The following is a 25,471-nucleotide window of genomic DNA, read 5'->3' on the forward strand; positions in this document are numbered from 1 at the left end:
ATTCGACTAATGCGAGCGGTGCCGCCTAGAGTGCGCACATGATTCGAAACGCCGCACGCTTGGAAAACCTTATTTATGGGATTCGCGTCTTTGTGCGCGAGTGCTGGCATCCGCTGGAAGATGAAGTTGATCGCACTTCCACCATTCCGCAGGATGTGGTCGAAAGGCTTCGCCGGGAGGGCTATTTTGGCTGGAGCATTCCTGAAGCCTATGGCGGGCTCGGACTGACGGCAGAAGAACTGGTGCTGTGTGCGATGGAGTTGTCGCAAGCTTCGGTGGCGCTGCGCGCCCGCGTAGGAACCAACACAGGCATAGGGTCAGAGGCTCTGGTGGCAGACGGTACGGAGGCGCAGAAGGCCCGGTGGCTTCCTCGAATGGCCAGCGGAGAGCTCACGGCGTGCCTGGCTCTCACCGAGCCCGACGCGGGCTCCGAGGCAAGCAACATACAGACCACGGCCCGCCGAGATGGCGACGACTACGTGCTGAACGGCGTCAAGCGCTTTATAACCAACGCGCCGCTGGCCGATGTCTTCACTGTGATCGCGCGCACCGAAGAGGGCTCGCGCGGCAGTGCCGGCCTTACCGCGTTTTTGGTCGAACGCGGTACTCCCGGACTGCGTACCGGTGAGCCCTACCGCAAGATGGGCCAGGCGGGCTCGCCCGTGTCCGACGTCATCCTGGAGGACTGCCGCGTACCGGCAACCCACATCATTAGCGAGCGCGAGGGTGTTGGTTTTCACACGGTCATGAAGGTGCTGAATAAGCAGCGCCTGCACCTGGCGGCCCTGTGCACCGGGCCGGCCATTCGCATGCTGGATCTGGCCTTGAGCCATACGCGTGCTCGCAGCCAGTTCGGGCAACCCGTGGCCAATTTTCAGCTGGTGCAGGCCATGATCGCGGACTGCCAAACCGAAATCTTCGCCGCGCGCTCCATGATCCTGGAAGCGGCCCGCGCGCGGGACCGGGGCGAAGACGTGGCGCTCGCTGCTTCCATGTGCAAATACTTTGCTTCCGAGATGTGCGGCCGTGTGGCCGATCGTTGCGTGCAGATGTTTGGCGGCTCAGGCTATGTTGCCGATTTCAGTTCCATCGAGCGCTACTACCGCGACGTTCGGTTGTTCCGCTTGTACGAAGGTACCAGCCAGATACACCAGCTCAACATTGCCAAGCTCACGTTGCGCGATCTCCAACAGGCGCGCCCATGAACACTGCTGGCTACCCGTTAAAGGGCGTTCGAATCCTGGACATGGCAACAGTTATTGCCGCGCCGTTCGCCGCCACGCTGTGCGGTGATATGGGCGCCGAAGTCGTCAAGCTCGAGCTTCCCATAGGCAACGACCCTCTTCGAAGCCTGGCTCCTGTGCATGAAGGACACGCCCTTTTCTGGAAGACCACCAACCGCGGAAAGAAAGGCATCTCACTGGACGTTCGAAAGGCTGAAGGGCGCGAGCTGTTTCTGAAGTTGATCGGTGACTTCGATGTGCTGGTGGAGAACTTTCGCACCGACACGATGGACCAGTGGGGCCTGAGCCTCGAAACCTTGCATGCCCACAATCCAGGGCTCATCGTTTTGCGGCTAACGGGCTTCGGCCAGACCGGCCCTTACGCACGCCGGCCAGGATTTGCACGGATCTTCGAGGCCATGAGCGGCTTTACTCATTTGACCGGTGAGCCCGGGGGTCCGCCGCAACACATGAACTACCCTCTGGGAGATGTCACCGCGGGGTTGTTCGGCGCTTTTTCCATCTGCGCCGCACTGGCTGAGCGCAACTCAAAAATTCCTGCAGAGCGGCTGGGTGTCGAGATTGACCTCTCCGCCACCGAGGCCATGATGCGCCTGCTCGATCCACTCGCTGCCGAGTACCGAATCGGTGGCATTGTTCGGGAGCGGGCGGGGTCGCGCGCAACCTATACATCGCCGTCGAACGTATACCAAACTGCGGATGGCATCTGGTGCACGCTCGTGGGTACCGGTGATGCGATGTTCGCCCGCATTTGTCGCGCCATGGGGTGTGCCGAGCTGGCCGAGGATCCGCAGTTCGCAACTAACGAACAACGCATGCAAAACCTGGAGCAATTGGATGCACGCATTGCAGCGTGGTGCAAAGGCCTGCCGTTTGCCGAACTTGAGGTTCTGCTCGACCGCCACGATGTACCACACAGCAAGGTGTATTCGATCGCGGACAGTCTCCGCGACCCGCAAATGCTGTCGCGCGGCGCGTTCATTGACCTGGTTGACCCGCAGTTGGGCGCCGTACCAGCGCCGGCACCCGTGCCGAGGTTTGTGGGACGCGAGTCCCAGCGGCTTTCCGTGGGGCCTGACACCGGTCAACACAATGAAGAGGTTTACGGCGATCTTGGCCTGACCGCGCAGGACCTGCGGGGATTGCGCGAAGCGGGTGTGATCTAGAAAAAGTCTCGCAATCTCTATTACTCCCCCAAAGGAACACCATGAATATCGCCAAAGCCCTCTGTGTCGCCACCGCTGCGGTACTTTCTACCACCTGCCTGCAAGCTCAAGAGAGCTTTCCCAAGCGCACGGTGACCTTCGTGGTTCCTTTCGCCGCGAGCGGGGCCACCGACCACCTGGCGCGGGTGTTGGGTCTCAAATTGTCAAAAATTTGGGGGCAGGCTGTAGTCATAGAAAACCGCGCTGGCGGGGGGACCATCATTGGCACGCAATTGGTTAGCAAGGCCCCAGCCGATGGCTACACCTTGCTATTCACCTCCTACGGCTTCACGGCCAACTCGGTGCTGCGCAAGAACTTGCCTTACGCCAGCAACGCGTTTCGTCCGGTCGCAAGGGTGGCCACCGGGTACAACGTGCTGATGGTGACCAATCGTCTGAAGGACAAGTCGCTCAAAGAGCTGATTGCGAATTCCAAGACCCAGTCCGGTGGTCTGTCGATCAGCTCGTCCGGTTTGGGCTCCAGCCCACACATCGCGGCAGAGTTCTTCTCCAAGCTGACCGGCACTACCTACACGCACGTTCCCTACAAGGGGCAAGGACCGGCCATGGTCGATCTGACCGCAGGGGTGGTGGACGCCATGTTCGACGGCATGTCTTCGTATTCGCACGTCAAGAGTGGTTATGTCGGTGCCGTGGCAATTGCTGCGCCGCAGCGGCATCCCGACGCGCCAGAGATCCCAACCTTCAAGGAGCTGGGAGTCGATTTTGTCGCGGGCTCCTGGTTCGGCATGCTGGCACCAGCCGGAACGCCAGACAGCGTTGTCGCAAAGATCAATGCCGACATGCAACTTGCCTTGCAGGACGAAGAGGTGAAAGCGCAGATGGTGAAAACCGGTGCGAGCATCGGGATCACCTCGTCTGAGGCCTTTGGGCAATTCCTGAACCAGGAGGCGACCCGGTTGCAAAACCTTGTGAACCAGGGCGCCAAGATCGACCTGAACTGAGCATCATGGCGTTCACGGTGGGCCTCGTGAACGCTTTGCATTTGATGAAGATCAAGGGGAGGAGAGCCGCAACGCGGCCTTTGACAGTTTGAGGTGAAAATAAGATATATTTGTAATAGATCTTATGAACAATGCCGCACCACCAATAGCCGCGGGCCAAGTGCCTGGAAGCGACTTCTGCACCGAAGCCGATGTCACGAACCTAGTGCATACGTTCTATGCACAAGTCCGTGAGGATGAGGTTCTGGGCCCCATATTCGAATCACACATTGATGACTGGGATCACCACCTGGCCAAGTTAGTGGATTTTTGGTCGGCCATTCTTCGGCGTACCAATCGGTTCTCCGGCGCACCCATGCCCAAGCATGCGGTGTTGCCTGGTCTGTCTGCCGAGCTGTTCCAGCGTTGGCTGAAGCTGTTCCGGGAGAACGCGGCATCCCAGCCCAATCAGGCCATGGCCCAGCAAGCCTGTGCGATGGCTGAGCGCATCGCACAAAGCCTGTGGATGGGCTACCAGATGAGCCGTGTTCCAGATGCCATGCCTACCGAGCTGACTCATGAGTGAGAGGCATGGTTGAATGGCTGCAGTTCGAACAAGTGGGGCACGCCATGCCGCAGGCGCGTACGCTGCAATGACTAGAGTCTGCTTATGCACCTGACCACGATGACTGACTACGCGTTGCGCCTTCTGATGTACGTAGCGCAGCGGCCTGATCGCCTATGCACCATCTCGGAAGTGGCGCAGGCCCACAAGATTTCGGAAGCTCACCTGATGAAGGTCACGCACCAGCTCGGTTTGCATGGCTGGATCAAGACCCTACGCGGCAAGGGTGGCGGCATGCGCCTGGCGCATTCGCCGCGCGACATCAATCTGGGCGCTGTTGTGCGCAGCATCGAGCCAGACTTCGCATTGGTCGAATGCTTCTCCACCGGAAACCATTGCGTCCTGATCGGGCAGTGTCGCCTCGCGAACGTGCTGGAAGGGGCGTTGAGCAGTTTCATGGCGCACCTGGATGATTTCTCGCTAGCGGATTTGCTACCTGGCACTGATTTACCAGTGAGAGAGGGGCAGGGCATTAAGCTGGAACGTAAGCGCGTGCAATGAACCAGGCTGTCTTTCTCCCTACTTCACCTTTTGGCTGCGATGGCGCTAATTGAGTTATATCCACTTATCAAGCTCTCACACGTCTTGCTGGTGATGCTGAGCGGTGGTCTATTTTTGGGCCGGGGCTTGGGAGTGTTGCTGGGCGCAACGATGCCCATGTCCACGCCTGTACGTCGCTTGAGCCAGGTGATCGATACCGCTTTGCTTGCGGCGGCTTTGCTATTGCTGATGACGCTGCAGCTCAATCCCTTCGCTACGCCGTGGCTGTTGGCCAAGCTGATGCTGTTGGTGGCTTATATCGTGTTCGGCACGCTGGCCCTGCGGCGGGCGCCAACCCTTTCAGGGAAAGCGCTGGCATTCGCTGCGGCTTTGACCTGCTTCGTCATGATGTTCACCATCGCCCGAACCCGTGACCCATTTGTGTTCTTGCGAATGCTGGGAAGCTGATCTTCGCGTGCGCGTTGGATCTGAGTCATCTTGGTCCGAACTGAGGGAGTCGCCGGCGCGCTCAGTCCGCCTTTAGCTTGACCGCTTGAAACACTCGCTGCAGCCGCTGCGCTTCGGCGTTGTAGAAGGTCTGCGCTTGTTTAAGGGGCATGGCGCGCGTGAGGGCCACGCCACCCGCGTCGCGTGTGTAGGCGCCGAACTCAGGCCCTTGCAAGGCGGTGTCGATGGCTTTGTGCACCGCCGCCACCACCTCGGTGGGCGTCTGACGAGGCAGGAACACGCCGGTCCACACGGTGTATACGAAGTCCTTCAGGCCGCTCAGTTCGCTCAGGCGCGGAAGGCCGACCATTGGGGTGTCGGCGGTATGGGCCAGGGCGCGCAGCGTGCCAGCTTCGATCTGCTTTGCGGTGCTGCCGGCCATGGGCAGGAAGGCCAGGTCAACCTGACCACCGATCAGGTCGTTGACGGCCGGTGCCAGGCCTTTGTAGGGCACGTGGATCAACTGTGCGCCGGTCAGAGACTTGAAGTGCTCGCCCATGAGGTGGTAGAGCGTGCCGCTGCCTGGCGTGGCGTAGCTAAGGGGCTTGCTGGCTGGGTTTTTCAGGTAATCCAGCAGCGCCTGCGCCGAATGGATCTGCAGGCTGGGCCGAACGACGAGCGCGATGTGGGTGTACGAGAGCTGCGAGACCAGCACAAGGTCCTCGGGTTTGTAGCGCACACTGGGCATGGTCAACGGCGGCAGGATGGGCTCGGCGACGGTGGTGAGCAGCATGGTGTGGCCGTCGGCCGGCGCAGCCAGCACCTTGCCCACGCCTATGGCGCCGCCGACACCGGCGAAGTTTTCGACGATCACGGTCTCGCCCAGGGCCTTCTGCATCAGCGGTTGCATGACGCGAGCCACCATGTCGGCCGGGCCTCCGGCCGGGAAGGGCACCACAACGGAGATGCGACGAGAGGGGAACGCGCCTTGTGCGCTGGTCAGCGGGGCGAGGGTGCTCAGGGCCGGCGCCAGAGCGGCGGCCAGCAGGGAACGGCGGGCGATCTTCATGGTGTCTTGTCTCCGGGTGTTGTAGTTGGGCACCGGGGTGCTCAGGCGGCGGCCTTGGTGGGCGTCGCGGTGCGGTGCTGCTTGCTCTGGTCGATGCGGTAGAGGCGTGTGGCGTTGCCGCCAAGGATGAGTTCCAGCGCGTGGTCGGGGATCTCGGGCATGTCCAGCGCGCGGGCGTGTTCGTTGATGTTCTGCACGGTCTTGTGGAAGGTCCACATGAAGGGGTTTTCCGAACCGTAGAGCAGACGCTCCCAGGGGTTGACGCAACCGAAGTCGTGGATCAGCTGATAGACGGTACGCGGATGGTAAAAGCCCAGCGCACTGAGATCGGCGTGAAAGTTGGGGTTGCGCGCAACCACACCCATGGCCTCGGCCGCATAGGGGTAGCCCAGGTGGCAAATGACGACCTTCATCTTGGGAAAGCGCTGGCCCACTTCGTCGAGCAGCCAAGGTTGCTGTAGTTTCATGTCTGCGCCGCAGACGGGGGTGAACCCCATGTGGAAGTGCACCGGCACGCCGAGCGCCGTGGCGGCTTCGTACAGCGGCTCGCAGGTCTTGTCGCGTGGGTCGAAGTGTGCGTAGGTGGGGTAGAGCTTGATGCCTCGGAAGTCGTGGTCGCGCACGCAGCGTTCCAGTTCGTCGGCCGCGCCCCATGGGTCAATGATTGGGTCTGCGCTGCAGATACCGATGAGCCGGCCGTTGGAGGCCTTGACCTGTTGGGCTACGAACTCGTTGGGCACGTTATAGGGGCGCTGTTCGGGCGGCAGCACGCGGTTCCAGTTGCCGGCCAGTACGCAGCACACGTCGATGCCCACATCGTCCATGACCTGAACGAGCATTTCGCCGTCGCGACGTTCGGACTTCACCTCGCTGCTGTGGTAGCGAAACCCGCGATCGCTCCAGTTCTTGCGCAGCTCGTTGTAGATGTGCTGCGAGACGTGAACACCGGGCTGACCCAGGTGAATGTGGTTGTCGACGACGAACATGCGGTCTCCTGAATGATGTTGCGTCAAAGTGTAGTTATCAAATAGTTCGATGTCAAACTAATAGATGGAGATGCATGTGGGGGTGCGTGCTATCCTGCCAGCTGCCAATGTCTGATTTCACCCCTCCTTCTTCTCCCGCGCTCGACTCATATATCGGGTACCACCTCCGAAAAGCCCACAATCAGGCGCTACGCCGGTTGGACCTCGCGCTGGGCAAGCTGCAACTGACGACCGCCATGTATGGCGTGCTGGAGTTGTTGAGTTGCCATGTGGAGTTGGCGCAGGGACAATTGGCGCGGGGCGTGGGGCTGACCAACCCGTCTATGGTGCCGCTGGCGGACAAGCTGGCCGAGCGTGGCCTGATCGACCGCACCCGCCAGGAGCACGACCGACGCATGGTGCACCTGAAGCTCACGCCCGAAGGGCGCAAGTGCTGGAGCCGCGCCTCGCGCATTGTGCGCGAGCACGAGGAGGCGTTGCGCGGCGCGCTCTCCGATGCAGAGACTGCTGAATTAATCCGGCTGCTGGGCAAGATCACCGGGGAGTGAACAGAAGCCCCCCCGCGCCGCTACGCGGCTACTGTATCTATGCCTTCGTAGATTGGCCGAATGTTGCGTGACAACGGCCGGCGGCACCACGGGCGCCATCAGAGCCTGAGTCAGCCGCAAAAACCTGATAGCAGCGAGCGATCAGGATAGCTGATCGCTGGCTCCTCAAAGGTCGTTGTTGTCCCTAGGATGGCAACTATCTACACGGAAACCGCTGCAAATGAAAACCCTAGTGACGATCATCGGCGCGGGGCCAGCCGGCATGTTGCTCTCCGAAATCCTCGCACGACAAAAGATCGACAGCATCGTCGTCGAGAGGCAAAGTCGGGACTATGTCAAATCCAGGATCCGCGCCGGCGTCCTTGAACAAACCACAGTGGACGTGCTGCGTGAGAACGGGCTAGCCGATCGGCTGGATAGTGAGGGGCATGTCCATGATGGGATGAAGATTGTCTGGGCAGGAAAGGAGAGCTTCTTCATCGACGTCAAAAAACACGTCGACAAGCAGTTTGTGGCCTATGGCCAAACAAGCATCCAGGAGGACCTTTTCGCCGCAGCGAACCGGCGCGATGCGCGAATCGTCTTCAATGCTGAGGATGTGAAGCTACACGACGTTCAGTCGAAGAAGCCGTCTGTGAGCTTCTTCAGCAACGGTGAAAGGGTGAGCATAGAAACAGACTTCATCGCGGGATGCGACGGCTTCCATGGTGTGTCTCGCCAAGCCATCCCACACGACGTACTGAAGGAGTACGAGAAGGTCTATCCGTTCGGGTGGCTTGGTATCTTGACAGAGCGGCCCCCGTTGCCGGACATCGTCTATGCGAACCATCCGCGTGGATTCGCTCTGGCATCCATGAGAAGTCCCACCTTGAGTCGCTATTACATCCAGGTACCGCTCGATGCACAGCTCGTCGAATGGACCGATGAGAGATTCTGGGAAGAGCTCAGGTCTCGATTTCCGCCGGAGATGGCGCGAGCTATTGTTGAAGGCCCATCGATTGAGAAGTCGATTGCACCCCTTCGCAGCTATGTGGCCGAACCTATGAGCTACGGAAGCCTTTTCCTCGCTGGTGACTCGGCTCACATCGTTCCCCCGACTGGGGCGAAAGGTCTCAATCTCGCAGTCTCGGACGTGTTTTATCTGAGTCGTGCGCTGACCTCCTTCTACAAGACGGGCAATGAAGCGTTGCTGGATGAATACAGCGCGACGGCGTTGCGGCGGGTGTGGCATTCAGTGCGTACCTCCTGGTACCTGACGAACTTGTTGCACCGATTCCCTACTGCGAACCAATTTGACCAAAAAGCACAGGAGTACGAGCTCGAATTCCTCAGATCGTCAGCGAGCGCGCAAGCGGCTCTGGCGGAGCAGTACGCTGGCCTTCCACTGGAGGAACTGAAATGAATCAACCACTCAGGGACTACAACGATATCCCGGGAACGTACGTCTTCGACGGCCTGCATCAGCGCCGCGGCTACTGGTTGAATACCTTCTGCAAGTCGCTTGACCACGCAGGAAACAGAGACGCGTTCAGGGCGAACCCGGCGACATACGTTGAGAAATTTCCGATGACGCCTGAGCAACGCGAAGCCGTTCGAGAAAGAGACTGGCTGGCCATGCTCCGGCTGGGGGGCAATATCTACTACACCTTCAAGCTCGCCATCTTCGACGGGTTGTCGATGCAGCACGTAGGTGCAGCGATGAATGGAAGCAAGATGACCGTTGAGGAGTTCCGCTCGATGATGGTGATGGGCGGCAGGCCGATCGATGGGATGCGCAGTCGGCGCGAGAACAGGGCGCGGGACCATGGCTAAGGTTGTCGGTGGAGTTGGTACCTCTCACGTACCCGCCATCGGCGCAGCCGTCGATGGCGGCAGGACAGGCGATCCCTACTGGAAACCAGTCTTTGACGGGATGCAGGCGGCGCGCGATTGGATCGCCGAGGTCAAACCCGACGTCTGCATCATCGTGTACAACGACCACGCGTCCTGCTTTTCGTTGAACCTGACGCCGACCTTCGCGCTCGGCGTCGCCGAGAGCTTCCAGCCGCACGACGAGGGCTACGGTCCGCGGCCCGTGCCCGTGGTGAGAGGCGCACCCGATCTGGCCTGGCACCTTGCCGAGCAACTCATCCTGAGTGAGTTCGACATCACCATCGTTTCTGAAATGACGGTGGACCATGGACTGACGGTGCCGCTGTCGGTGCTGTTTGGCCAACCAGCCGAATGGCCGTGCCGCGTCATTCCGTTGTGCGTGAATGTCATTCAGTACCCGCCGCCGACAGGAAATCGATGCCTGAACCTGGGAAAGGCCATCAGGTCCGCGCTGGAAAGCTTCCCGGAGGAGTTGAAGGTAGCAGTCCTCGGCACGGGTGGGTTGTCGCATCAACTGCAGGGCGAGCGTGCGGGCCTGATCAATGTGGAGTTCGACAACGCGTGGCTGGATGCGTTTGTAGACCGTCCGGCCACGGTCGCGTCCATGTCCCATCTCGAGGTGTTGAGAGAAGCGGGCTCAGAGGGGCTGGAGTGCGTCATGTGGCTCGTCATGCGCGGAGCACTGAATGAGGATGTGGATGTCCACCATCGGTTCTATCACGTCCCGGCGTCCAACACGGCCTACGGGCTTCTCGTTCTGGAGGACGCCAAGAATCCGGCGTCGCCAGGACGCTAATGGAATAGCGAACACCACAAGAACACCGGAGACAAGTCATGACCGTTCCCTACCCCAGTATCAGCCGTCGCGTTTTGATCGCATGCTTGGTTCCGCTGTCAATGCACGCATGGCACGCCACGGCTTGGGCGTCCGGCGACTGGCCATCCAAGCCGATCAAGCTGATTGTCGCGTTCCCGCCTGGGAGTTCACCGGATGTTATCGGGCGTGCTCTCGCCCCCGGATTGGCGGAAGCCCTGAAACAACCCGTTGTCGTGGAAAACAGAACGGGCGTCACGGGAATGATCGCCGCCGAGTTCGTCGCCCGATCACCGGCAGATGGCTACACCTTTCTCATGACCTCAGGTAGCTCCGTGACGATTTCGGTGCACACGCTTGCGAAAGTGCCGATCGATCCCTCGAAAGATCTCGTGCCCGTGGCGAGCACCGCTCGAATCGAGCTTTTCCTGGTGAGCGACGCACGGCAGGAATTCAAGTCCTTTGCTGAGCTTGTGGCGACGGCAAAGGCGCGGCCCGGCAGCCTTTCGTATGCCAGTCCTGGCAACGGCAGTGCACCTCATGTGGCGGCGGAGATGATGAAGGCTCAATCGGGCATGACCGCCGTGCATATTCCATATCGCGGCGCGTCGCCTGCGCTTCAGGACCTGCTTGGAGGGAGCGTCCAGTTTGCTTTTGACCCCGGAATTGCTCTCGAGCATGTCAGGGCGGGAAAGCTTCGCTTACTGGCTGTTGGCAGCACGAAGCGATCACCGTTGTTCCCCGGCACACCCACGCTGCAGGAACTCGGACTGAATGGATTCGACTCCGGAACTACCCATGCGATCTACGCTCCGGCAAAAACGCCGGTAGAGATCGTGGAGCGCATGAACGCGGAAATCAACACGCTGTTGGCAAGTCCTCACGTCACCAAGATCATTCGAAATCTTGGCGCCGAGCCGACTCCTCTCAGCCCCGCGGAGCTCGCAGATCAGCTGCGCCGCGATAGCGCCCGCTACGCCGAGATCGTGAAGCTTCGTGGGATCAAGGAATAGCCACGAAAGCTGCAGATGCGAATTTTTTCCCACACACAACGCGCCGTGCATGACGGTGCATACCCCAGTGAACGGCTTTCGCGCAGAGCGGGCTCAAGCACCCAGCCACCGATCCGAGAGACGGGCGCCCTGCAACCCCCCGCGTCAAACGAATTGGAATTCACGCTGGCAGATTCCGTCAGCAGATTCATGTGCGCTCTCGACCAAGTGAGGGAAGGAGACCACAACAAGGAACTAGGTGAAATTCCATCGGATGCAATGGAACGCGCACGCCATCTGAAGTCAGCTGCGTACTTCCTCGACACTTCAATTGCCGGCGTCAGCGAACTCAAACGCGAGCATTTGCTCGATCTCCGTATCGAGCATCCCACGTTTCGCACGGCAACATACGAGCAATCCGAGACCAAGCTCCGGCTTCGCTTCAACCCGAACGCCGTTTTGCGACAGATGAAGCGGTCGATGGACCTGTGCGAGCAGGGCGTCGAGCATCACACGCACGCGCTTGTTTTGATGGTCGAGTTTCCTCGCGATCCCCAGGCCGGGGAGCCAGGAGCAGACTGGATCGTGGGAATGCAGCAATGGCGCGCCGCGCTGAGGGCAGCTGAAACAGCCGCGGTCCTGGCCAACTACATTCGCATTCTCGGCTTTAGCGCCAGGAGCCACACGGCGACAACGACCGACGTGAACCTGCTCAGGCTCGCGGTGTCGTCCGGTCTGGCGCGTTCCGAACAAGGACGTATCTTGAACCCGTTTGTGGGTGACAGATTCGCGCTCGCAGCAGTGACGACGGATATGGCACTTGATCCGGACCTGCCGCTGGCTCCGCCATCCTTTCTGGAGTCCTTTAGGGCGAAGGGTCCGAGCTGGTGGCTGGGCTCGTCGAGCCCAAAGAATAAGTGGAATTTCCGTGAGTTTGGCGCGCGGGAATATCGGAACAGCCGCTTTCCGGTCGAAACCCTCAAGCGGGTCGAGGAGACAACGACCTTTATCGACGAGGCGCGCATTCCGCGCGTTCCGAAAAGCAGCGAATTCTTCCTGCGTGCGGCGTTTGGCGATCTCGGAAAAGCTCCCCAGGAAGCCTCAAAGGACGGCTATTCCGTAGCTAAGGCACCCCTGGCGGCGGCTCTAAGACTTGCACTGAACGTCTATTCGGTGCTTCAGCGAGGCGAGCCCGCGAAGCGCAAGCTTGCGTTTCCAGATCGCAAGAACAATGCGGACTTGGTCAAGGCAACCCTGCACTTTCTTGGCGCGGACATTGCGGGCGTTTCGCGCGCACCCGATTGGGTCTGGTATTCGCATCGCCAGGACGGCACGGAGATGCCGGTGGCGCATCCCTTTGCAGCTACGGTGATGATTGACCAGGGCTTCGATACCATGGAAGGCGCGTCCGGTGACGACTGGATTTCAAGCGCGCAATCCATGCGAACCTACATGCGTGCGGGCTTGGTGTGTAGCGTTCTTGCCGATCACCTTAGACGCCTTGGATACGACGCCACGGCTCATTCTGCGGCAGACAGTGACGTTATACAGACACCACTCGTTCTGCTGGCGGGCCTTGGAGAGGTGAGCCGGATCGGCGAGACCATCCTCAATCCGTTCCTTGGTCCAAGAAGCAAGACGGGGGTCATGACCACGGATTTCCCCATCGAGCCGGACAAGGCCATCGACTTTGGGCTGCAGAATTTCTGCGAATCTTGCAACAAGTGTGCGCGCGAGTGTCCCTCAGGCGCCATCTCGGCCGGACCGAAAGTGATGTTCAACGGCTACGAGATCTGGAAGGCCGACGTCGAGAAATGTACGCGGTACCGGATGACGAATCTGGCAGGCTCAATGTGCGGTCGATGCATGAAAGCTTGCCCATGGAATCTTGCCGGACTTGTTCAGGAAAAGCCCTTTAGGTGGGCTGCGATGCATATTCCCGTGGCCGCCCAGTGGCTGGCAAAGCTTGACGACTACCTCAATCGGGGGGAGATCAATCCCAGGAAAAAATGGTGGTGGGACATCACGACCGAGCGCAACGGTAGCGTGGTCGCCGCGAAGGAAGTGAACGTCCGGGGCCTCAACAAGCATATTCGGCTGAAGTATGAAGACCAGACGCTCGCCGCCTACCCGGCCCCCCTCGCTCCTCTGCCATTGCCCATGCCGAGCAGAGTTGATCGCGAAGCAGGTATAGAGGCGTACAAGAATCTCCCGACACCAGACGCGTACAAAGCGCGCATCGCTTCCGGTGACACGGACAATTTGGTTCCAGGTTTGCGGCGCCTTACCGAAGAGCCACCTGTCGTCGTCGCAAAAGTCAGTCGACGCTGGGCAAGCTCGAAAGATGGAAAAATTGACCTCTTCGAGATTGTCTCTGCGCACGGATTGCCGTTGCCAAAGTTCGATGCAGGCGCGCACGTCGACGTGACGATTACGCCCGAGTTCATTCGGCAGTTCAGCCTGGCCGGAGATCCCGCTGATCGCACCAAGTATGTACTTGGCATTCTGAGGGAGGATCAAGGCCGGGGTGGCTCCTTGAAAATCCACCAGATGCTTCGACCTGGGGTTCCAGTAGTCGTCTCCACGCCCAGAAACCATTTCCCGGTGATGCGGGAGGCACGCCGGCATCTTCTTCTGGCCGGGGGAATTGGGGTCACTCCGCTGATTGCGATGGGGCATGAACTCTATACCGCCGGTAAAGACTTTGTCCTGTACTACAAAGCGAAGACACGAGCACAGGCCGCTTTCATTCAGGAACTCGAGTCAGTAGCATGGTCGAATCGCGTCCACTTTCACTTCAGCGATGAGCGGCGGTTGGATATTGCAGATGTGCTGCGCGAGTATGTTCCTGGCGATCACGTCTACACCTGTGGTCCAGCTGCATTTATGGATGCTGTGTTTGACACGGCTACCACCTTCGGATGGGACGAAAGCTCCTTGCATCGAGAGTACTTCTCCGTGCCTGAGATGGACGAGCGGGAAAAGCTCCCGTTCAAGCTGCGTCTGGGCAGCACAGGCCAAATCATTCCTGTGAGCGCTACGCAAAACGCCGTGCAGGCGCTCGCTAGCGCGGGCCTTCAAGTAGACGTGAAATGCAGTGATGGTCTCTGCGGCGTCTGCGCAGTTCCCTATCTCTCAGGCGATGTAGATCATCGCGATTTTGTTCTTAGCAAGGAGCAGCGCAAGGTGAAGATGATTACGTGCTGCTCCCGAGCAGCCACAGCCGACGGCGAGATCGTCCTGAATCTCTAGTCCTTGCCCTGTCATCGATCGGTGACAGCCGCGGCCACGTTTCCTGACCCTTCAGCGCGCAGCAAACCGTCAGCACTAATCACGCATTAGGACTCGTGACATCGACTCGCACATGGCGGCAAAAGCTGACGCTGGTCTTGAAAGGGGCAAATCGGCGCGATAGATGAGTGCGTTGGACGATCCGTGAAAACGTTCCTGGATGTCCATGGCGCGGATGTTGCTGCCCAAAAGCCCCTTTTCAACAAGTCTGGAGGGTGCCAATGCCAACCAATCTGTGGAGCCTACAAGCGCAGCAAGTTGAGTGAACGATTCGCATGTTGCAGCAACGGCAGGGGCCGCGAGCTCATTCTCATCATAGACTCGCATGATGGAGCTTCCAGGTCCACCAGGTGGTCCCAGGAGAATCCATTCTGCACTCGTGAGTTCCTTTAGCGATGTGGCCTCGGCCAGGGGATGTTCGTTCCGACAGACTACCTGCAACTGGCTATCGAAAAGATGCCTCATTATCAGACCCGGTGCGACCCCTTGGTCTGGCACTGCAGTGATTGCGATCTCAATTTCGCTCCGCTGAAGTGCTGGTTGCAGTTGCTGATGAAAGCCGATCCGCAGATGCAGTCTCACGGAGGGAAGGGCGCGGTGAAAATGCGGTGCGACTAGTGGAAGAAATACTGCGGTCGGAGTGGGCCCAAGTCCAACGTACAGCGGGCCGTCGATGTTATCGCTGGACACCCGGAGCTCTGATTCAGCAATAGCGGCTTCCCGTAGGATCATGCGCGCACGTGGAAGTAGCTTCTCGCCATGAGGAGTGAGGCGCAAACCGCGGGTCGATCGTTCTATGAGTTGTACACCGAGTCCGGATTCAAGTGCCTGGAGACTCCCAGTGAGGCCCGCCTGGGAAACGCCAAGTTGCGCAGAAGCCCTTCTGAAGCTCCCGTGATCAAGAACTTCGACAAAGGCCTTCAGCTGCTGGAGTGTCATGCTTCATCCTCTGATCGATTAATGCGATCAGGATAGCCGAGAACGTCTTGAGTTACGTCCATGCGTTCCCTAAGCTCACTCACTTATTATTCCAGTTTGATGTTCGCCTCCCGGACCAGATCGGCCCAGAGTTTGGTATCTACCGCGATCATGTCCGCCAGTTTTTTGGGCGTGCTGCCGAAAACTTCGTAACCCTGGCCGGCCAGCTTGGCGCTGATGTCAGGATCTTTCAGAATGGTGACGATCAGGCTGCTGAGCTTTTGGACAATCTCTGGCGGGGTTTTGGCCGGTGCCAGGACACCGAACCAGGAGGTGACGTCGTAACCCGGAACACCGCTGCTCGCAATGGTGGGGACCTGGGGAGCCAGCGGGCTCTTGTCCAGGCCGGTAGTGCCCAGCAGCTTGATGTTGCTGGCACGGGCGTGGGGCAACGTAGTGGCCGGGAGATCAAACATCATCGAGATATTCCCGCCCATCACATCCGTCATCGCTGCCGCATTGCCTTTGTAGGGCACATGCATGAGGTCAATGCCTGCCATTTTCTTTAGCAGCTCGCCAGACAAATGATTGGAGGTGCCGTTGCCGGCCGAACCGAAGGAGAGTTTGCCGGGGTTGCGTTTGGCATAACTGATCAGTTCGCTAACGGAGTTGAACGGCAACTTTGGGTTGACCGCCAGAAACATGGTGTAGGAGCCGGCGCTGGAGACAGGTGCGAAGTCCTTGACCTGATATGGCAACTTGGGATTGAGGGATGGGTTGACGACCAGGGCTGCGCTGGCGGTAAACAGCAGGGTGTAGCCGTCCGCCGGCGACTTGGCGACATAGTCCACACCCAGAATGCTGCCGGCCCCCGGTTTGTTTTCAATGATGACAGGCTGGCCCAGGCTCTCCTGCATGCGCTGGCCCAGTGAGCGCGCCAGCTGGTCGGTTGGACCACCGCTGGCATAAGGCACAACCAGCCGGATCACGCGGTTGGGGTAGGTGTCGGTCTGTGCGTGGGCGAAAGGCAGCGCGAGCGCGGCGAGGCCGGTCACGCACAAAAGGCGGCGCATCTTGCGAAATGTCAGGGGTGTCATCAGTGTCTCCATGAAGGGTTATTGTTGTCATCTGCCGCTTGCGCGGCGCTCAGCTGACCAGGGACTGGGCCAGTGCCAGCGACACGGGGTCGGACTGCAGCAGCAGCTTTTCTATTTCGTTGTCGCGTTGGACGTCTTTGACACCACTTTGCAGGCGGTGCAGCAAAACTTGCCGGCTGATCAACAGGCGGCGTGCGTCGCCGCCTTGTTGGCCGATACGGGCACCTTCACCCGCCAGCAGGGCGGCGGTGACAGCGTGGTACATGCGTGAGGCGGCCTCGCGGCTGTCCACTTCACCCTCCAGGGTTGCCGCGCTCTGGTCCATCAATGCCCGCGCTTCTTCGATCGCGGCGCTGAGGAGGTTCAGCAACGGAGCCGGAATGCCGAGTGACAGCCGCAGCCAGTCGGCCATCGATTCCGCCAGGGCGTTATGAGCGCCTTCCTTGCCTGCAGCGCGTTGCACTGCGTCAAGCGCGTTGATGTTGCTGGTGCCTTCCCACAACACCCCAATGTGCGAGTCGCGAACTAGGCGTTCGTTGACAAAATCCTCGATGTAGCCGTTTCCGCCACGAACTTCCATCGCGCCAGTCGCCACCTTTACGTTGTCCCGGCAGGCGCGGAACTTGAACAGCGGCGTGAGCATGCGCAACTCCAGTTGCGCGCGCAGGTCTCCGCTGTCTGCGCGATGCATGACGTCGGCGGCATGTACAAACATGGACAAAGCCTGTTCCGTGGGCAGCAGCAGCTTCATCAGTTGGCGGCGGTGCAGGGGGTGGTCGATCAGGCGGCGGCGAAACGCGATGCGGTAGTTGGACACCACCATGGCCTCGTTCCAGCAGCGGCGCATCATCGCCGCCGCGCGCACGCCGTGCGACAGGCGCGACAAGTTGACCTGGTCCAGCATCTGTTTGAGGCCCTGGTGGACATCTCCGACCAGATAGGCCACGGCACCCTCGAACAGCACCTCCCCGCTGGGCATGGAACGTGTGCCCATTTTGTCTTTCAGGCGTGCGATGCGGTAGGTGTTGCGGCTGCCGTCGTCGAGGTGGCGTGGCACGGCAAACAGTGCCAGTCCCTTGGTGCCGTCCGGGCCGTCCGCCGGCCTGGCCAGCACCAAGGCCACGTCGGCATCCACCGCCGAGCAAAACCATTTGTCGCCTGTCAGGCGCCAGTGCTGGCCATCATGCGCCGCCTGCAGCCGGTTGGTGCCAATGTCCGAGCCGCCGGTGCGCTCCGTCATGAACTGCGTGCCCTTGAGGATCTTGCTGGGGTCGGTGCTGGTCATACCCGGCAGGAAACGCGCCTTGAGTTCTTCGTCGCCATACCGCTCGATCAGAAAGGTCGAACTGTCGGTCACGCTGATTGGGCACATCAGGCCAAATTCAGCCTGCACAAACACATACTGGAAGGCGTATTTCGCCAGCGGCAGGTAACGTGTTGGCCAGCCCAGCACTCCTTTGGCGCGTGACATGGCATGGATGCCGAAATCGGTGTAGCCGATTTTTTCCATCTCGCGGTAAGCCGGGTGGTAGTCGACCCAGTCCTCGTCGGCGCCAAAGCGGGTGCGGGGGCGGAGCACGGGTTTGTTCTTGTCGGCGGCCATGGCCAGCTCGTCCAGTCGGCTGCCCGCGACTTGCCCCAGCTTGTGCAGGTGAGGGGTGATGAAGTCCAGCACCTCGCTGGGCAAACGCAGCGCCAGCAGCTCGGAGAGGGCTGGATCAAGCGTATGGAAGTTCAGGCCACGACAGTCAGGGGCGACCAGTGTTTCCGCGGAAACTGCGCCCGCCCTGTCGAGCGCCGGCGCCTTGGGAGAACTAAATACAGAGGTCACGTCATCGTCCTTATCGGTGGTCAGTAGGGGGAGATGGGCTCATGGCTCGAGGCCTAGAAGCCTGTTGGGAGCCAGTCTAGGCAGACGGCTTGAAAGCGCAAGGAGCATTCCGCACAGCGGAAAGGGGCGTTGATTTTTCAGACACTGCACGCACACTATGAGCCGTTCCAGTTCCTCAACCTTTAGCGAAGCCGACCATGCAAGGTGCTCTTTCTCATATTCGCGTCCTTGACCTGACCCGCATCCTGGCGGGCCCGTGGTGTACGCAAAATCTCGCGGATCTGGGCGCCGAGGTGATCAAGGTGGAGCGCCCCGGTGTGGGCGACGACACACGGACCTGGGGACCACCCTGGCTGGCGGATGGCCGGGGCGGCAACCTGCCGGACTCCACCTATTTCTCCTCAGCCAATCGTGGAAAAAAATCCATCACCGTCGACATCGCAACGGACGCCGGCCAGCAGTTGATTCGCACCCTGGCCGAGAGCTGTGATGTGGTGGTTGAAAACTACAAGGTCGGTGATTTGAAGCGTTATGGCCTGGATTATGAAAGCCTGAAAAAGGTGAATCCAGCCTTGATTTATTGCTCCATCACAGGTTTTGGCCAGGATGGACCGTATTCCCATCGCCCCGGCTACGACTTTGTTTTTCAGGGCATGGGCGGTCTGATGAGCATCACTGGCGAGAAGGACGAATTGCCGGGCGGTGGGCCGCAGAAAGTCGGTATTGCCGTGGCGGACATCACCACCGGTATGTACGCCACAGTGGCTGTGTTGGGCGCGTTGGTGCACAGGGCCGAAACCGGTGTTGGTCAATACATCGATACAGCGTTGCTCGACTGCATTGTCGCCTTTGGATCGAACCAGATCGCGGGATTTTTCGCCACCGGCAAGTTGCCGCATCGTTATGGAAACGCCCATGCCAATGCCGTGCCTTATGGCGTGTTTTCTACCAGCGACGGGCAAATCATTCTGGCGATTGCCAACGATGGGCAGTGGCAAAAATTCTGCCGCGCGATGAACCTGCCGGAGCTGGGGCGTGATGAATCCTTCCTGACCACGCCGCAGCGCCTGGTCCATCGTGAGCGGCTGATTCCCCAGGTTGCCCAGGCGCTGCTGCGCTGGAAACGGGATGAACTGCTGGTTTTGCTCGAGGAGCACGGCGTGTCCTGCGCACCTATCAATGACTACTCGCAAGTGTTTGCCGATCCGCAGGTCCAGGCCCGGCAATTAAAGACCGATATCGCCCATCCGGACGGGCATGTGGTGTCGACAGTCACCAGCCCGATTCGTTTGTCCGAGACACCTGTTCGCACCGACATGGCCCCGCCGCGTCTGGGTCAGCACACTGACGAAGTGTTGGGTGAATTGCTGGGATTGCCCCCGGAAACTCTGCTAACCTTGCGTGAGAAAAAAATCATTTAGCGATCACCGTCGCTGAGATATGAATGACTCGGCACCCGTAAGCACCCCTGATCGACAACTGGTCAACGCGCTGTCACGCGGGCTGCTGATCCTTGCATGTTTCCGGGTCAGCCGGCCGCTTTTGACTAATGGCCAACTCGCGGAGTACAGCGAGTTGCCGCGCTCTTCGGTGTCACGCCTGACCCATACGCTAGTCAAACTGGGATATCTCGAATACGACAGCCGCCATGCGGCTTACCGCTTGGGACCGAAAGTGTTGTCGCTGAGCTATGCCATGTTGGGTGGCATGGCGATGCGTCCGCTGATTCTTCCGCATATGAAGGAACTGGCGGAACGCGCCAACAGTCTGGTGGCGCTGGCGGCCTGTGAGGATTACGGCATGTTGATTGTCGAGACTGTGATGGGCCGCAATACCCTGGCCAAACCTATGGAGGTCGGGGCACATATGGCCCTGGACACCACTGCCATGGGCCGGGCCTACCTGGCTTCCTGCAGCGTCTCGGAACAGAAAAAGATCATCCACCACTTGAGCAAAAGCAAGAAGCGTGATGCGCAAGAGCTGGGGGGTGCCACCGCCAAAGCGGTGGAAGAATACCGCGAGCAGGGTTATTGCACCTCCATCCATGAATGGCGCGAAGGTGTCACTGGTGTTGCGGTTCCGCTTTACCTGAAGGACTTTGGCCGTACCATGGTCCTGACCTGCGGCGGTTCGGCCAAACAGCTGACGCCCAAACACATCACCGAAACGATCGCGCCGCTGCTGATCAGGACAGCAGCAGAAATCGAGCAGGCTTTCAAGGATTCCGGCACCATGAACTTGTTGGGCCGAGGCCGGAAGCGCTGAGTATTTTTGGTGGGCACCATGGTGCCTACGCACATATAGGCGGCGGAGCCCGGCACAGCGGCCTCGCCAGTAAAAACTTAGATGGTGCGGACAAAGTCAGAGAGCGACGACTCGCTGGCGAGTACATGTTGGCCAACCAGCGTGTTCCAGTAAGCCTCTGATCCATGGGCCATGCGCCATTCGTGCAGGCGACGGGTTAACAGCTGGAGGTCGTATTCTTGGGTCACCCCGATGGCGCCATGCAAGGCATGGGCGGTTGCGGCTACCAGCGCGGCCGCTTCACTTGTGCGTGACTTGGCGATGGCACTGGCCAGCAGCGAGGGGGTCTTTCCATTTCCCTGAAAGCCGGCTTCGGCTGCGATCGAGGCGGCAGCGGTATGCTCCGCCATCACGCTCAACTGGTGTTGCACGGCCTGAAATTTCCCGAGCGATTTTCCGAACTGAACACGGTCGTTGCAGTACTGCAGCGTCATGTCGAAGACGCGGTTCATCGCGCCGCTGAGCAAGGCCGCATGTAAGGCCGCCCCGAAGGCAGCCAGCATGCTGCCGCCGCGTGGCGCGCGCATGGCACTGCTGGCATCGGGCCAGGTTAGCGTGGCCGTCAGGTTGTGTTTGACGCCCGTGCCTTGGCGCTGGCCCGCTGCGCAAGGCAGCAGCAGCAGGGCGTCGCCGTCGCTGGCGAGCACGAAGTCGGCCAGCATGCCGTAGGGCGTCAATGTGCAAGTGATGGCGCCATCCGCTTCGCGGCGAAAGGCGGCGGCCAGCGTGATCATGCCGGCGGGCGCCGGCAACTGGGCATCCAACAGGGCGCGGGCCACAATCGTTTGCGCCAGCGGCAGCGGAACCGCGTAACGTCCCAAACAGCTCAGAACCGGAAACAGCTCGGCTAGGGACAGGGCGGCTCCGCCGTCAACTTCAGCTGCCAGCAGCTCTAGAAATCCTGCGCCCGCGACCGCTTCCCACAATGCCGTGGGTGAGCCGCCGGCTTCGATGACCCGCACGGCGGCCGGCGTGCACTGGTTCTTGAGAATGTCTTCTATGGCTTCTGCAAACATGGTTTTTCTTTCTTAGCGCAAGCCCAGACCACGCGCGATCATGCCGCGCAGGATCTCGCGCGTGCCGCCACGCAGCGAGTACGTGGGTGCAATCTGGCTCACATAAGCCACGGTGCGGTAGAGGTCGGCGTCCACGGGCGCATTGGGGTCCATGGCGATGGCGGCCTCTAGAACGGCCGGGATGTTTTGCTCAAACTCGGTGCCTATGTCCTTGATCAGCGCCGCTTCAACGATGGGACTTTCACCATTGACCAGTTTGCTGGTGACGGCGATGGACATATTGCGCAAGGTCGTCAAGTGTGTGGCGAAACGCCCGATAGTCTCGGCGTGGACAGCGGCGCCCGGCATACGGCGCAAGCACCGAATCCAGTGTTCCAGCAGCACGATGCTGGAGTAAATACGTTCTGGGCCACTGCGCTCGAAGGCGAGCTCGGCGTTGACTTGGGCCCAACCGCTGCCTTCCTGGCCGATCAAGGCATCGTCGGCCAGCAATACGTCGTCAAAAAAGACCTCGGAAAAATGGGCATCCCCTGCCAGGTCATGGATGGGTCGTATCGTCACACCCGGCAAGCTCAGGTCGATAATAAATTGAGACAAACCTTGTTGTCTGTCCTGCGCTTCGCCGGAGGAACGCACCAGGGCAATCATGTAGTGGCAGTGTTGCGCATTGGTCGTCCAGATTTTTCGACCGTTCAAGCGCCAGCCGCTTTCGCCGCGGGTTGCACGCGTGCCAACGCTGGCGAGGTCCGAGCCGGCGTTGGGCTCACTCATACCTATGCAAAAAAAGGCCTCTGCGGCACATATCTTTGGTAAATAGAACTGGCGCTGCGCTTCCGTACCGAACTTGAGGATCAGGGGGCCGCTCTGGCGATCGGCTATCCAGTGGGCTGATACTGGTGCGCCGGCGGTCAGCAGTTCTTCGACCAGAACGAAACGCGAATAGGCATCCAGACTGGCACCACCGTATTGGGCGGGCAGGGTCACACCTACCCAGCCGCGTGCCGCCAGTTTTTTGCTGAAGGCGGCATCAAATCCCATCCATGAGCGAGCCCGGATGTCTGGTGGTGTGGTCTCAAAACTGGATGCGAGAAATGCTTTCACCTCGGCGCGAAACGCCTCAGCAGCAGCGGGGAGTGCGGCGAGCCGGAACGCCGATAACAGGTTGCTCAAGGAATTCTCCTGCGGGGATCAGACGCCGATGGTGTAACCACCGTTGGCCGATAAATGTTGACCTGTGATGTAGGACGCGGCATCCGACAGCAGGAAGCAGACCGGACGGGCCACTTCCACCGCTTCGGCCCAGCGCCCGAGTGGGATTTGTGCGAGGTAGGTGTCGGCAAATTTTTCGCTGCGTATGGTTTCGGTCATGGGCGTCTCCACCACGCCAAAACCTACGGTGTTCACGCGCACGTTGTACTTGGCCCACTCGCGTGCGGCACACATGGTCAGGCCTAGCAAGCCGGCCTTGGCAGCCCCGTAGTTGATCTGGCCTATGGTGCCGCGCCGGCCGGCGTCGGACGAGATATTGATGATGGAGCCTGCAGCCTTGTCGCCAGCGCGTGAACGCGTCAGCATGTGACGGCCCACGGCCTGTAAAAAATAGAAGGAGCCTGACAGATGGACGTCGATAACCTGTTGCCACTCTTCGACACGCATTTTTTCAATCATGGCGGGCCGGGTGATGCCAGCGTTGTTGACCAGACCATGGACGGCGCCGAACTTGGTGACCGCTTCGTCCACGGTGCGTTGTGCAAATTCAATTTCGGCCACACTCCCAATCATGGGCAACACGCGGTCTTTGCCGGCTTCGTCGCGGAAGGCCTCCAGCGCGCCGGCGTTGAGGTCTACCGCCGTCACCGTGGCGCCCAGCTTCAAGGCCAGATCGGCAATAGCACGCCCAATACCCTGGGCGGCGCCAGTCACCACAATGCTTTTGTCTTTCAGTGAGAGGGATTCGTCATTCATGACAGTTCTTTCTTAAAGTGTCTCTTCGGTGCCCAGTACCAACGTGGCCTGGCTGGAGAGTTCGCCGCCGTTGCCGTGGGCCACGGCCAGTTGTGCGTCTTTCACCTGGCGCTCGCCGGCTTGCCCCATCAGTTGCTGTGTCGCTTCGACCATGGTGAACAGTCCGTACATGCCTGGATGAACACACGACAGGCCGCCGCCATTGGTGTTCACGGGCAGAGCGCCGCCCGGGGCAATACGACCGTTTTCCACAAAAGCACCGCCTTCGCCCTTTTTGCAAAAGCCCAGGTCTTCCAGGAACAGAATGGTGTTGATGGTGAAGGCGTCATAGACCTCGACCACGTCAATATCGGCAGGTTTGACACCAGCCTGGGCAAAGGCGCGTGCGCCGGAGGAGACCGCTGCCGTGGTGGTCAGGTCGGGCATGGAGGTGATGTCGCGGTGGTCGGTGGCTGCGGCGGCGCCCAGCAGGTAGACCGGCCGTCTGGCCAGGTGTTTGGCACGCTCGGCACTCACCATGACCACAGCCGCTGCACCGTCGGTTACCAGGCAGCAGTCGCGCACGCTGATGGGGTCCGACACCATGCGAGCCTTGAGGTAATCCTCCATCGTGAGCGGGTCACGCATGAAGGCATCGGGGTTGAGCTGAGCCCAGCGCCGCGCGGCCAGGGCGACCTCGCCGAGTTGTTCGCGTTTCAAACCATATTCGTGCATATAACGCGAAGTCGCCAGCGCATAGGCGCCTACCGGGCGTCCGAGTTTGAAAGGCGCTTCATAGGCCGACGGCCGCATCGCGCTGACCAGTCCGCCTGCCGCGGTGCGCTGGTTGCTGCCGTAGGCAATCAGCGCCACGTCGCATTGTCCGGCCTCGATGGCCAGAGCTGCCCACATGGCATGTGTCAGAAAGGCCGAGCCTCCGGTGCGGTTGTTTTCGGTCAGCCGGGGCTGTAGCCCCAAGTATTCGGCAAAGGTCAGGCCCGACAGGAAGTCATCGGGCAGACCAATGAACAGGCCGTCCACATCGGCGGGTTTGAGACCAACCTGATCGAGCGCATTCAAACTGGCCGACACCGCGAGGTCCATGGAACTGCGGCCCGAGGACTCGCCTATGCCATAGGTGGCGGCTGCCACGATGGCCGATTTTCCGCGCGGGAATTTGTCTTCTTTCATCACTTGTTTCCTGTGTCTGCGGCCATGTCGAACAACAGGAGAGGGCGCTCGTCCTGCGACCCGATACGGGCTTGCACCTTCATGCCGATGTAGACCGCTTCAGGGGCCAACCCTTCGACACGGCTCATCACGCGTGGACCTTCTTCCAAGTCCACCAGCACCACGTTGTAAGCTTGTTGTGGTGGTTTGACGCGCACCACGGTCGTGGCATGAACGGTGCCGCGGCCCGAGGCCTCCACCCATTCGAGATCGCGCGCCCCCGTGACGGGTTCGGCCACACGGGGATAAAAACAGCACTTGCCGCTGCTGCGTGAACGCTGGAGCATGAATTTTCCTCGTGCCAGGTGTGCGAAGAATTCCTGCTCGGGTCGGATCTCAGTCATGAATAGTCTCCTCCATCAAGCGCGGCCCACGGGCCGGCAAGGATGCGGGTCAAATCGAGTGCATCGAGGTGCCTTAACGCCGTTTTCATGGGGAACTCCTGTCCATTTCTATACGCCAAGAATAGGAGGAGTGGTTGATACCGTCCAATATTTAATAATTGAATATTGATATTGTTTTGGTATCGGATGTCAATAAGTCAAGCTCAATTTAAGAATTTTGACAATTCAGTCGATACTAATTTGGTATCGATTTGTTTGATAACGATATTG

Annotated in this window: 24 protein-coding genes; 14 read left to right on the forward strand and 10 right to left on the reverse strand. The window is 59.8% G+C overall.

Features of this window, described 5'->3' with window-relative positions; all coding sequences use genetic code 11:
• Positions 1-38: 38 nt before the first annotated feature.
• From G518_RS0109830 to G518_RS0109855, 6 genes are all read left to right on the forward strand, one after another.
• Positions 39-1,205 (forward strand): acyl-CoA dehydrogenase family protein, encoded by a 1,167-nt coding sequence (locus G518_RS0109830; RefSeq protein WP_028602387.1) that lies wholly within the window; start codon positions 39-41, stop codon positions 1,203-1,205.
• Entirely contained in the window at positions 1,202-2,410 is a 1,209-nt protein-coding gene (locus G518_RS0109835) for a CaiB/BaiF CoA transferase family protein (RefSeq protein WP_028602388.1), read from the forward strand. Before G518_RS0109830 ends, G518_RS0109835 begins: the two co-directional genes overlap by 4 nt.
• Before the next feature lie 41 nt (positions 2,411-2,451).
• Entirely contained in the window at positions 2,452-3,414 is a 963-nt protein-coding gene (locus tag G518_RS0109840; RefSeq protein WP_028602389.1) for a Bug family tripartite tricarboxylate transporter substrate binding protein, read from the forward strand.
• A 124-nt stretch (positions 3,415-3,538) separates the two neighbouring features.
• Positions 3,539-3,979 (forward strand): group III truncated hemoglobin, encoded by a 441-nt coding sequence (locus G518_RS0109845; RefSeq protein ID WP_051236333.1) that lies wholly within the window; start codon positions 3,539-3,541, stop codon positions 3,977-3,979.
• Between the two features lie 84 nt (positions 3,980-4,063).
• Positions 4,064-4,519 (forward strand): RrF2 family transcriptional regulator, encoded by a 456-nt coding sequence (locus G518_RS0109850; RefSeq protein ID WP_028602391.1) that lies wholly within the window; start codon positions 4,064-4,066, stop codon positions 4,517-4,519.
• 39 nt (positions 4,520-4,558) lie between these two features.
• Entirely contained in the window at positions 4,559-4,966 is a 408-nt protein-coding gene (locus tag G518_RS0109855; RefSeq protein WP_028602392.1) for a SirB2 family protein, read from the forward strand.
• A gap of 61 nt (positions 4,967-5,027) precedes the next feature.
• Here the strand turns inward: G518_RS0109855 and G518_RS34560 are convergent, their stop codons facing one another.
• A complete protein-coding gene (locus G518_RS34560; protein ID WP_036594207.1) occupies positions 5,028-6,014 on the reverse strand; it encodes a tripartite tricarboxylate transporter substrate binding protein in 987 nt (328 codons plus the stop codon).
• A gap of 41 nt (positions 6,015-6,055) precedes the next feature.
• Positions 6,056-7,000, reverse strand: a complete 945-nt coding sequence (locus G518_RS40625) for an amidohydrolase family protein (protein ID WP_051236335.1) — start codon at positions 6,998-7,000, stop codon at positions 6,056-6,058.
• Between the two features lie 107 nt (positions 7,001-7,107).
• Between G518_RS40625 and G518_RS0109870 the strand changes: the two genes are divergently transcribed.
• The 6 genes from G518_RS0109870 to G518_RS0109895 all read left to right on the forward strand — a co-directional run bounded on the left by G518_RS0109870 (position 7,108) and on the right by G518_RS0109895 (position 14,478).
• Positions 7,108-7,548 carry a MarR family winged helix-turn-helix transcriptional regulator gene (locus tag G518_RS0109870; protein WP_028602393.1) on the forward strand — a complete coding sequence of 147 codons (441 nt, stop codon included), beginning with the start codon at positions 7,108-7,110 and terminating at the stop codon, positions 7,546-7,548.
• A 220-nt stretch (positions 7,549-7,768) separates the two neighbouring features.
• On the forward strand, positions 7,769-8,950 hold the full coding sequence (gene pobA / locus G518_RS0109875) for a 4-hydroxybenzoate 3-monooxygenase (RefSeq protein ID WP_028602394.1): 1,182 nt from the start codon (positions 7,769-7,771) through the stop codon (positions 8,948-8,950).
• Positions 8,947-9,360 (forward strand): protocatechuate 4,5-dioxygenase subunit alpha, encoded by a 414-nt coding sequence (gene ligA, locus G518_RS0109880; RefSeq protein WP_028602395.1) that lies wholly within the window; start codon positions 8,947-8,949, stop codon positions 9,358-9,360. Before pobA ends, ligA begins: the two co-directional genes overlap by 4 nt.
• On the forward strand, positions 9,353-10,216 hold the full coding sequence (locus tag G518_RS0109885; protein ID WP_028602396.1) for a class III extradiol dioxygenase subunit beta: 864 nt from the start codon (positions 9,353-9,355) through the stop codon (positions 10,214-10,216). Before ligA ends, G518_RS0109885 begins: the two co-directional genes overlap by 8 nt.
• A gap of 38 nt (positions 10,217-10,254) precedes the next feature.
• Complete coding sequence (locus G518_RS0109890; RefSeq protein ID WP_028602397.1) at positions 10,255-11,247, forward strand: Bug family tripartite tricarboxylate transporter substrate binding protein; 993 nt, start codon at positions 10,255-10,257, stop codon at positions 11,245-11,247.
• A gap of 15 nt (positions 11,248-11,262) precedes the next feature.
• The gene (locus G518_RS0109895) at positions 11,263-14,478 is read left to right on the forward strand and encodes a 4Fe-4S dicluster domain-containing protein (protein WP_028602398.1); all 3,216 of its coding nucleotides are present in this window, start codon (positions 11,263-11,265) and stop codon (positions 14,476-14,478) included.
• Between the two features lie 75 nt (positions 14,479-14,553).
• On the opposite strand, the gene G518_RS0109900 is transcribed toward G518_RS0109895, so the two are convergent.
• The 3 genes from G518_RS0109900 to G518_RS34570 all read right to left on the reverse strand — a co-directional run bounded on the left by G518_RS0109900 (position 14,554) and on the right by G518_RS34570 (position 18,363).
• Entirely contained in the window at positions 14,554-15,456 is a 903-nt protein-coding gene (locus tag G518_RS0109900; RefSeq protein ID WP_028602399.1) for a LysR family transcriptional regulator, read from the reverse strand.
• An 86-nt stretch (positions 15,457-15,542) separates the two neighbouring features.
• Complete coding sequence (locus G518_RS0109905; RefSeq protein WP_028602400.1) at positions 15,543-16,532, reverse strand: Bug family tripartite tricarboxylate transporter substrate binding protein; 990 nt, start codon at positions 16,530-16,532, stop codon at positions 15,543-15,545.
• A 49-nt stretch (positions 16,533-16,581) separates the two neighbouring features.
• The gene (locus G518_RS34570) at positions 16,582-18,363 is read right to left on the reverse strand and encodes an acyl-CoA dehydrogenase family protein (protein WP_211231695.1); all 1,782 of its coding nucleotides are present in this window, start codon (positions 18,361-18,363) and stop codon (positions 16,582-16,584) included.
• Between the two features lie 197 nt (positions 18,364-18,560).
• Between G518_RS34570 and G518_RS0109915 the strand changes: the two genes are divergently transcribed.
• Positions 18,561-19,784: a CaiB/BaiF CoA transferase family protein gene (locus G518_RS0109915; RefSeq protein WP_028602401.1), complete on the forward strand. Its 1,224-nt coding sequence runs from the start codon at positions 18,561-18,563 to the stop codon at positions 19,782-19,784.
• A 19-nt stretch (positions 19,785-19,803) separates the two neighbouring features.
• A complete protein-coding gene (locus tag G518_RS34575; protein WP_051236337.1) occupies positions 19,804-20,628 on the forward strand; it encodes an IclR family transcriptional regulator in 825 nt (274 codons plus the stop codon).
• 77 nt (positions 20,629-20,705) lie between these two features.
• Here the strand turns inward: G518_RS34575 and G518_RS0109925 are convergent, their stop codons facing one another.
• Genes G518_RS0109925 through G518_RS0109945 form a run of 5 tightly spaced genes read right to left on the reverse strand, consistent with a single transcriptional unit; the run spans position 20,706 to position 25,201 of the window.
• Positions 20,706-21,683 (reverse strand): acyl-CoA dehydrogenase family protein, encoded by a 978-nt coding sequence (locus tag G518_RS0109925; protein WP_028602402.1) that lies wholly within the window; start codon positions 21,681-21,683, stop codon positions 20,706-20,708.
• A gap of 12 nt (positions 21,684-21,695) precedes the next feature.
• Positions 21,696-22,853 carry an acyl-CoA dehydrogenase family protein gene (locus tag G518_RS0109930; RefSeq protein WP_028602403.1) on the reverse strand — a complete coding sequence of 386 codons (1,158 nt, stop codon included), beginning with the start codon at positions 22,851-22,853 and terminating at the stop codon, positions 21,696-21,698.
• Positions 22,854-22,871: 18 nt separating this feature from the next.
• On the reverse strand, positions 22,872-23,648 hold the full coding sequence (locus G518_RS0109935) for an SDR family NAD(P)-dependent oxidoreductase (protein ID WP_028602404.1): 777 nt from the start codon (positions 23,646-23,648) through the stop codon (positions 22,872-22,874).
• 12 nt (positions 23,649-23,660) lie between these two features.
• On the reverse strand, positions 23,661-24,818 hold the full coding sequence (locus G518_RS0109940; RefSeq protein ID WP_028602405.1) for a thiolase: 1,158 nt from the start codon (positions 24,816-24,818) through the stop codon (positions 23,661-23,663).
• A complete protein-coding gene (locus G518_RS0109945) occupies positions 24,818-25,201 on the reverse strand; it encodes a Zn-ribbon domain-containing OB-fold protein (RefSeq protein WP_028602406.1) in 384 nt (127 codons plus the stop codon). The genes G518_RS0109940 and G518_RS0109945 overlap by 1 nt, the downstream gene beginning before the upstream one ends.
• Between the last annotated feature and the right edge of the window lie 270 nt (positions 25,202-25,471).

Origin of the sequence: Ottowia thiooxydans DSM 14619, from assembly GCF_000422885.1 — a bacterium.
GTDB classification, from domain to species: domain Bacteria; phylum Pseudomonadota; class Gammaproteobacteria; order Burkholderiales; family Burkholderiaceae_C; genus Ottowia; species Ottowia thiooxydans.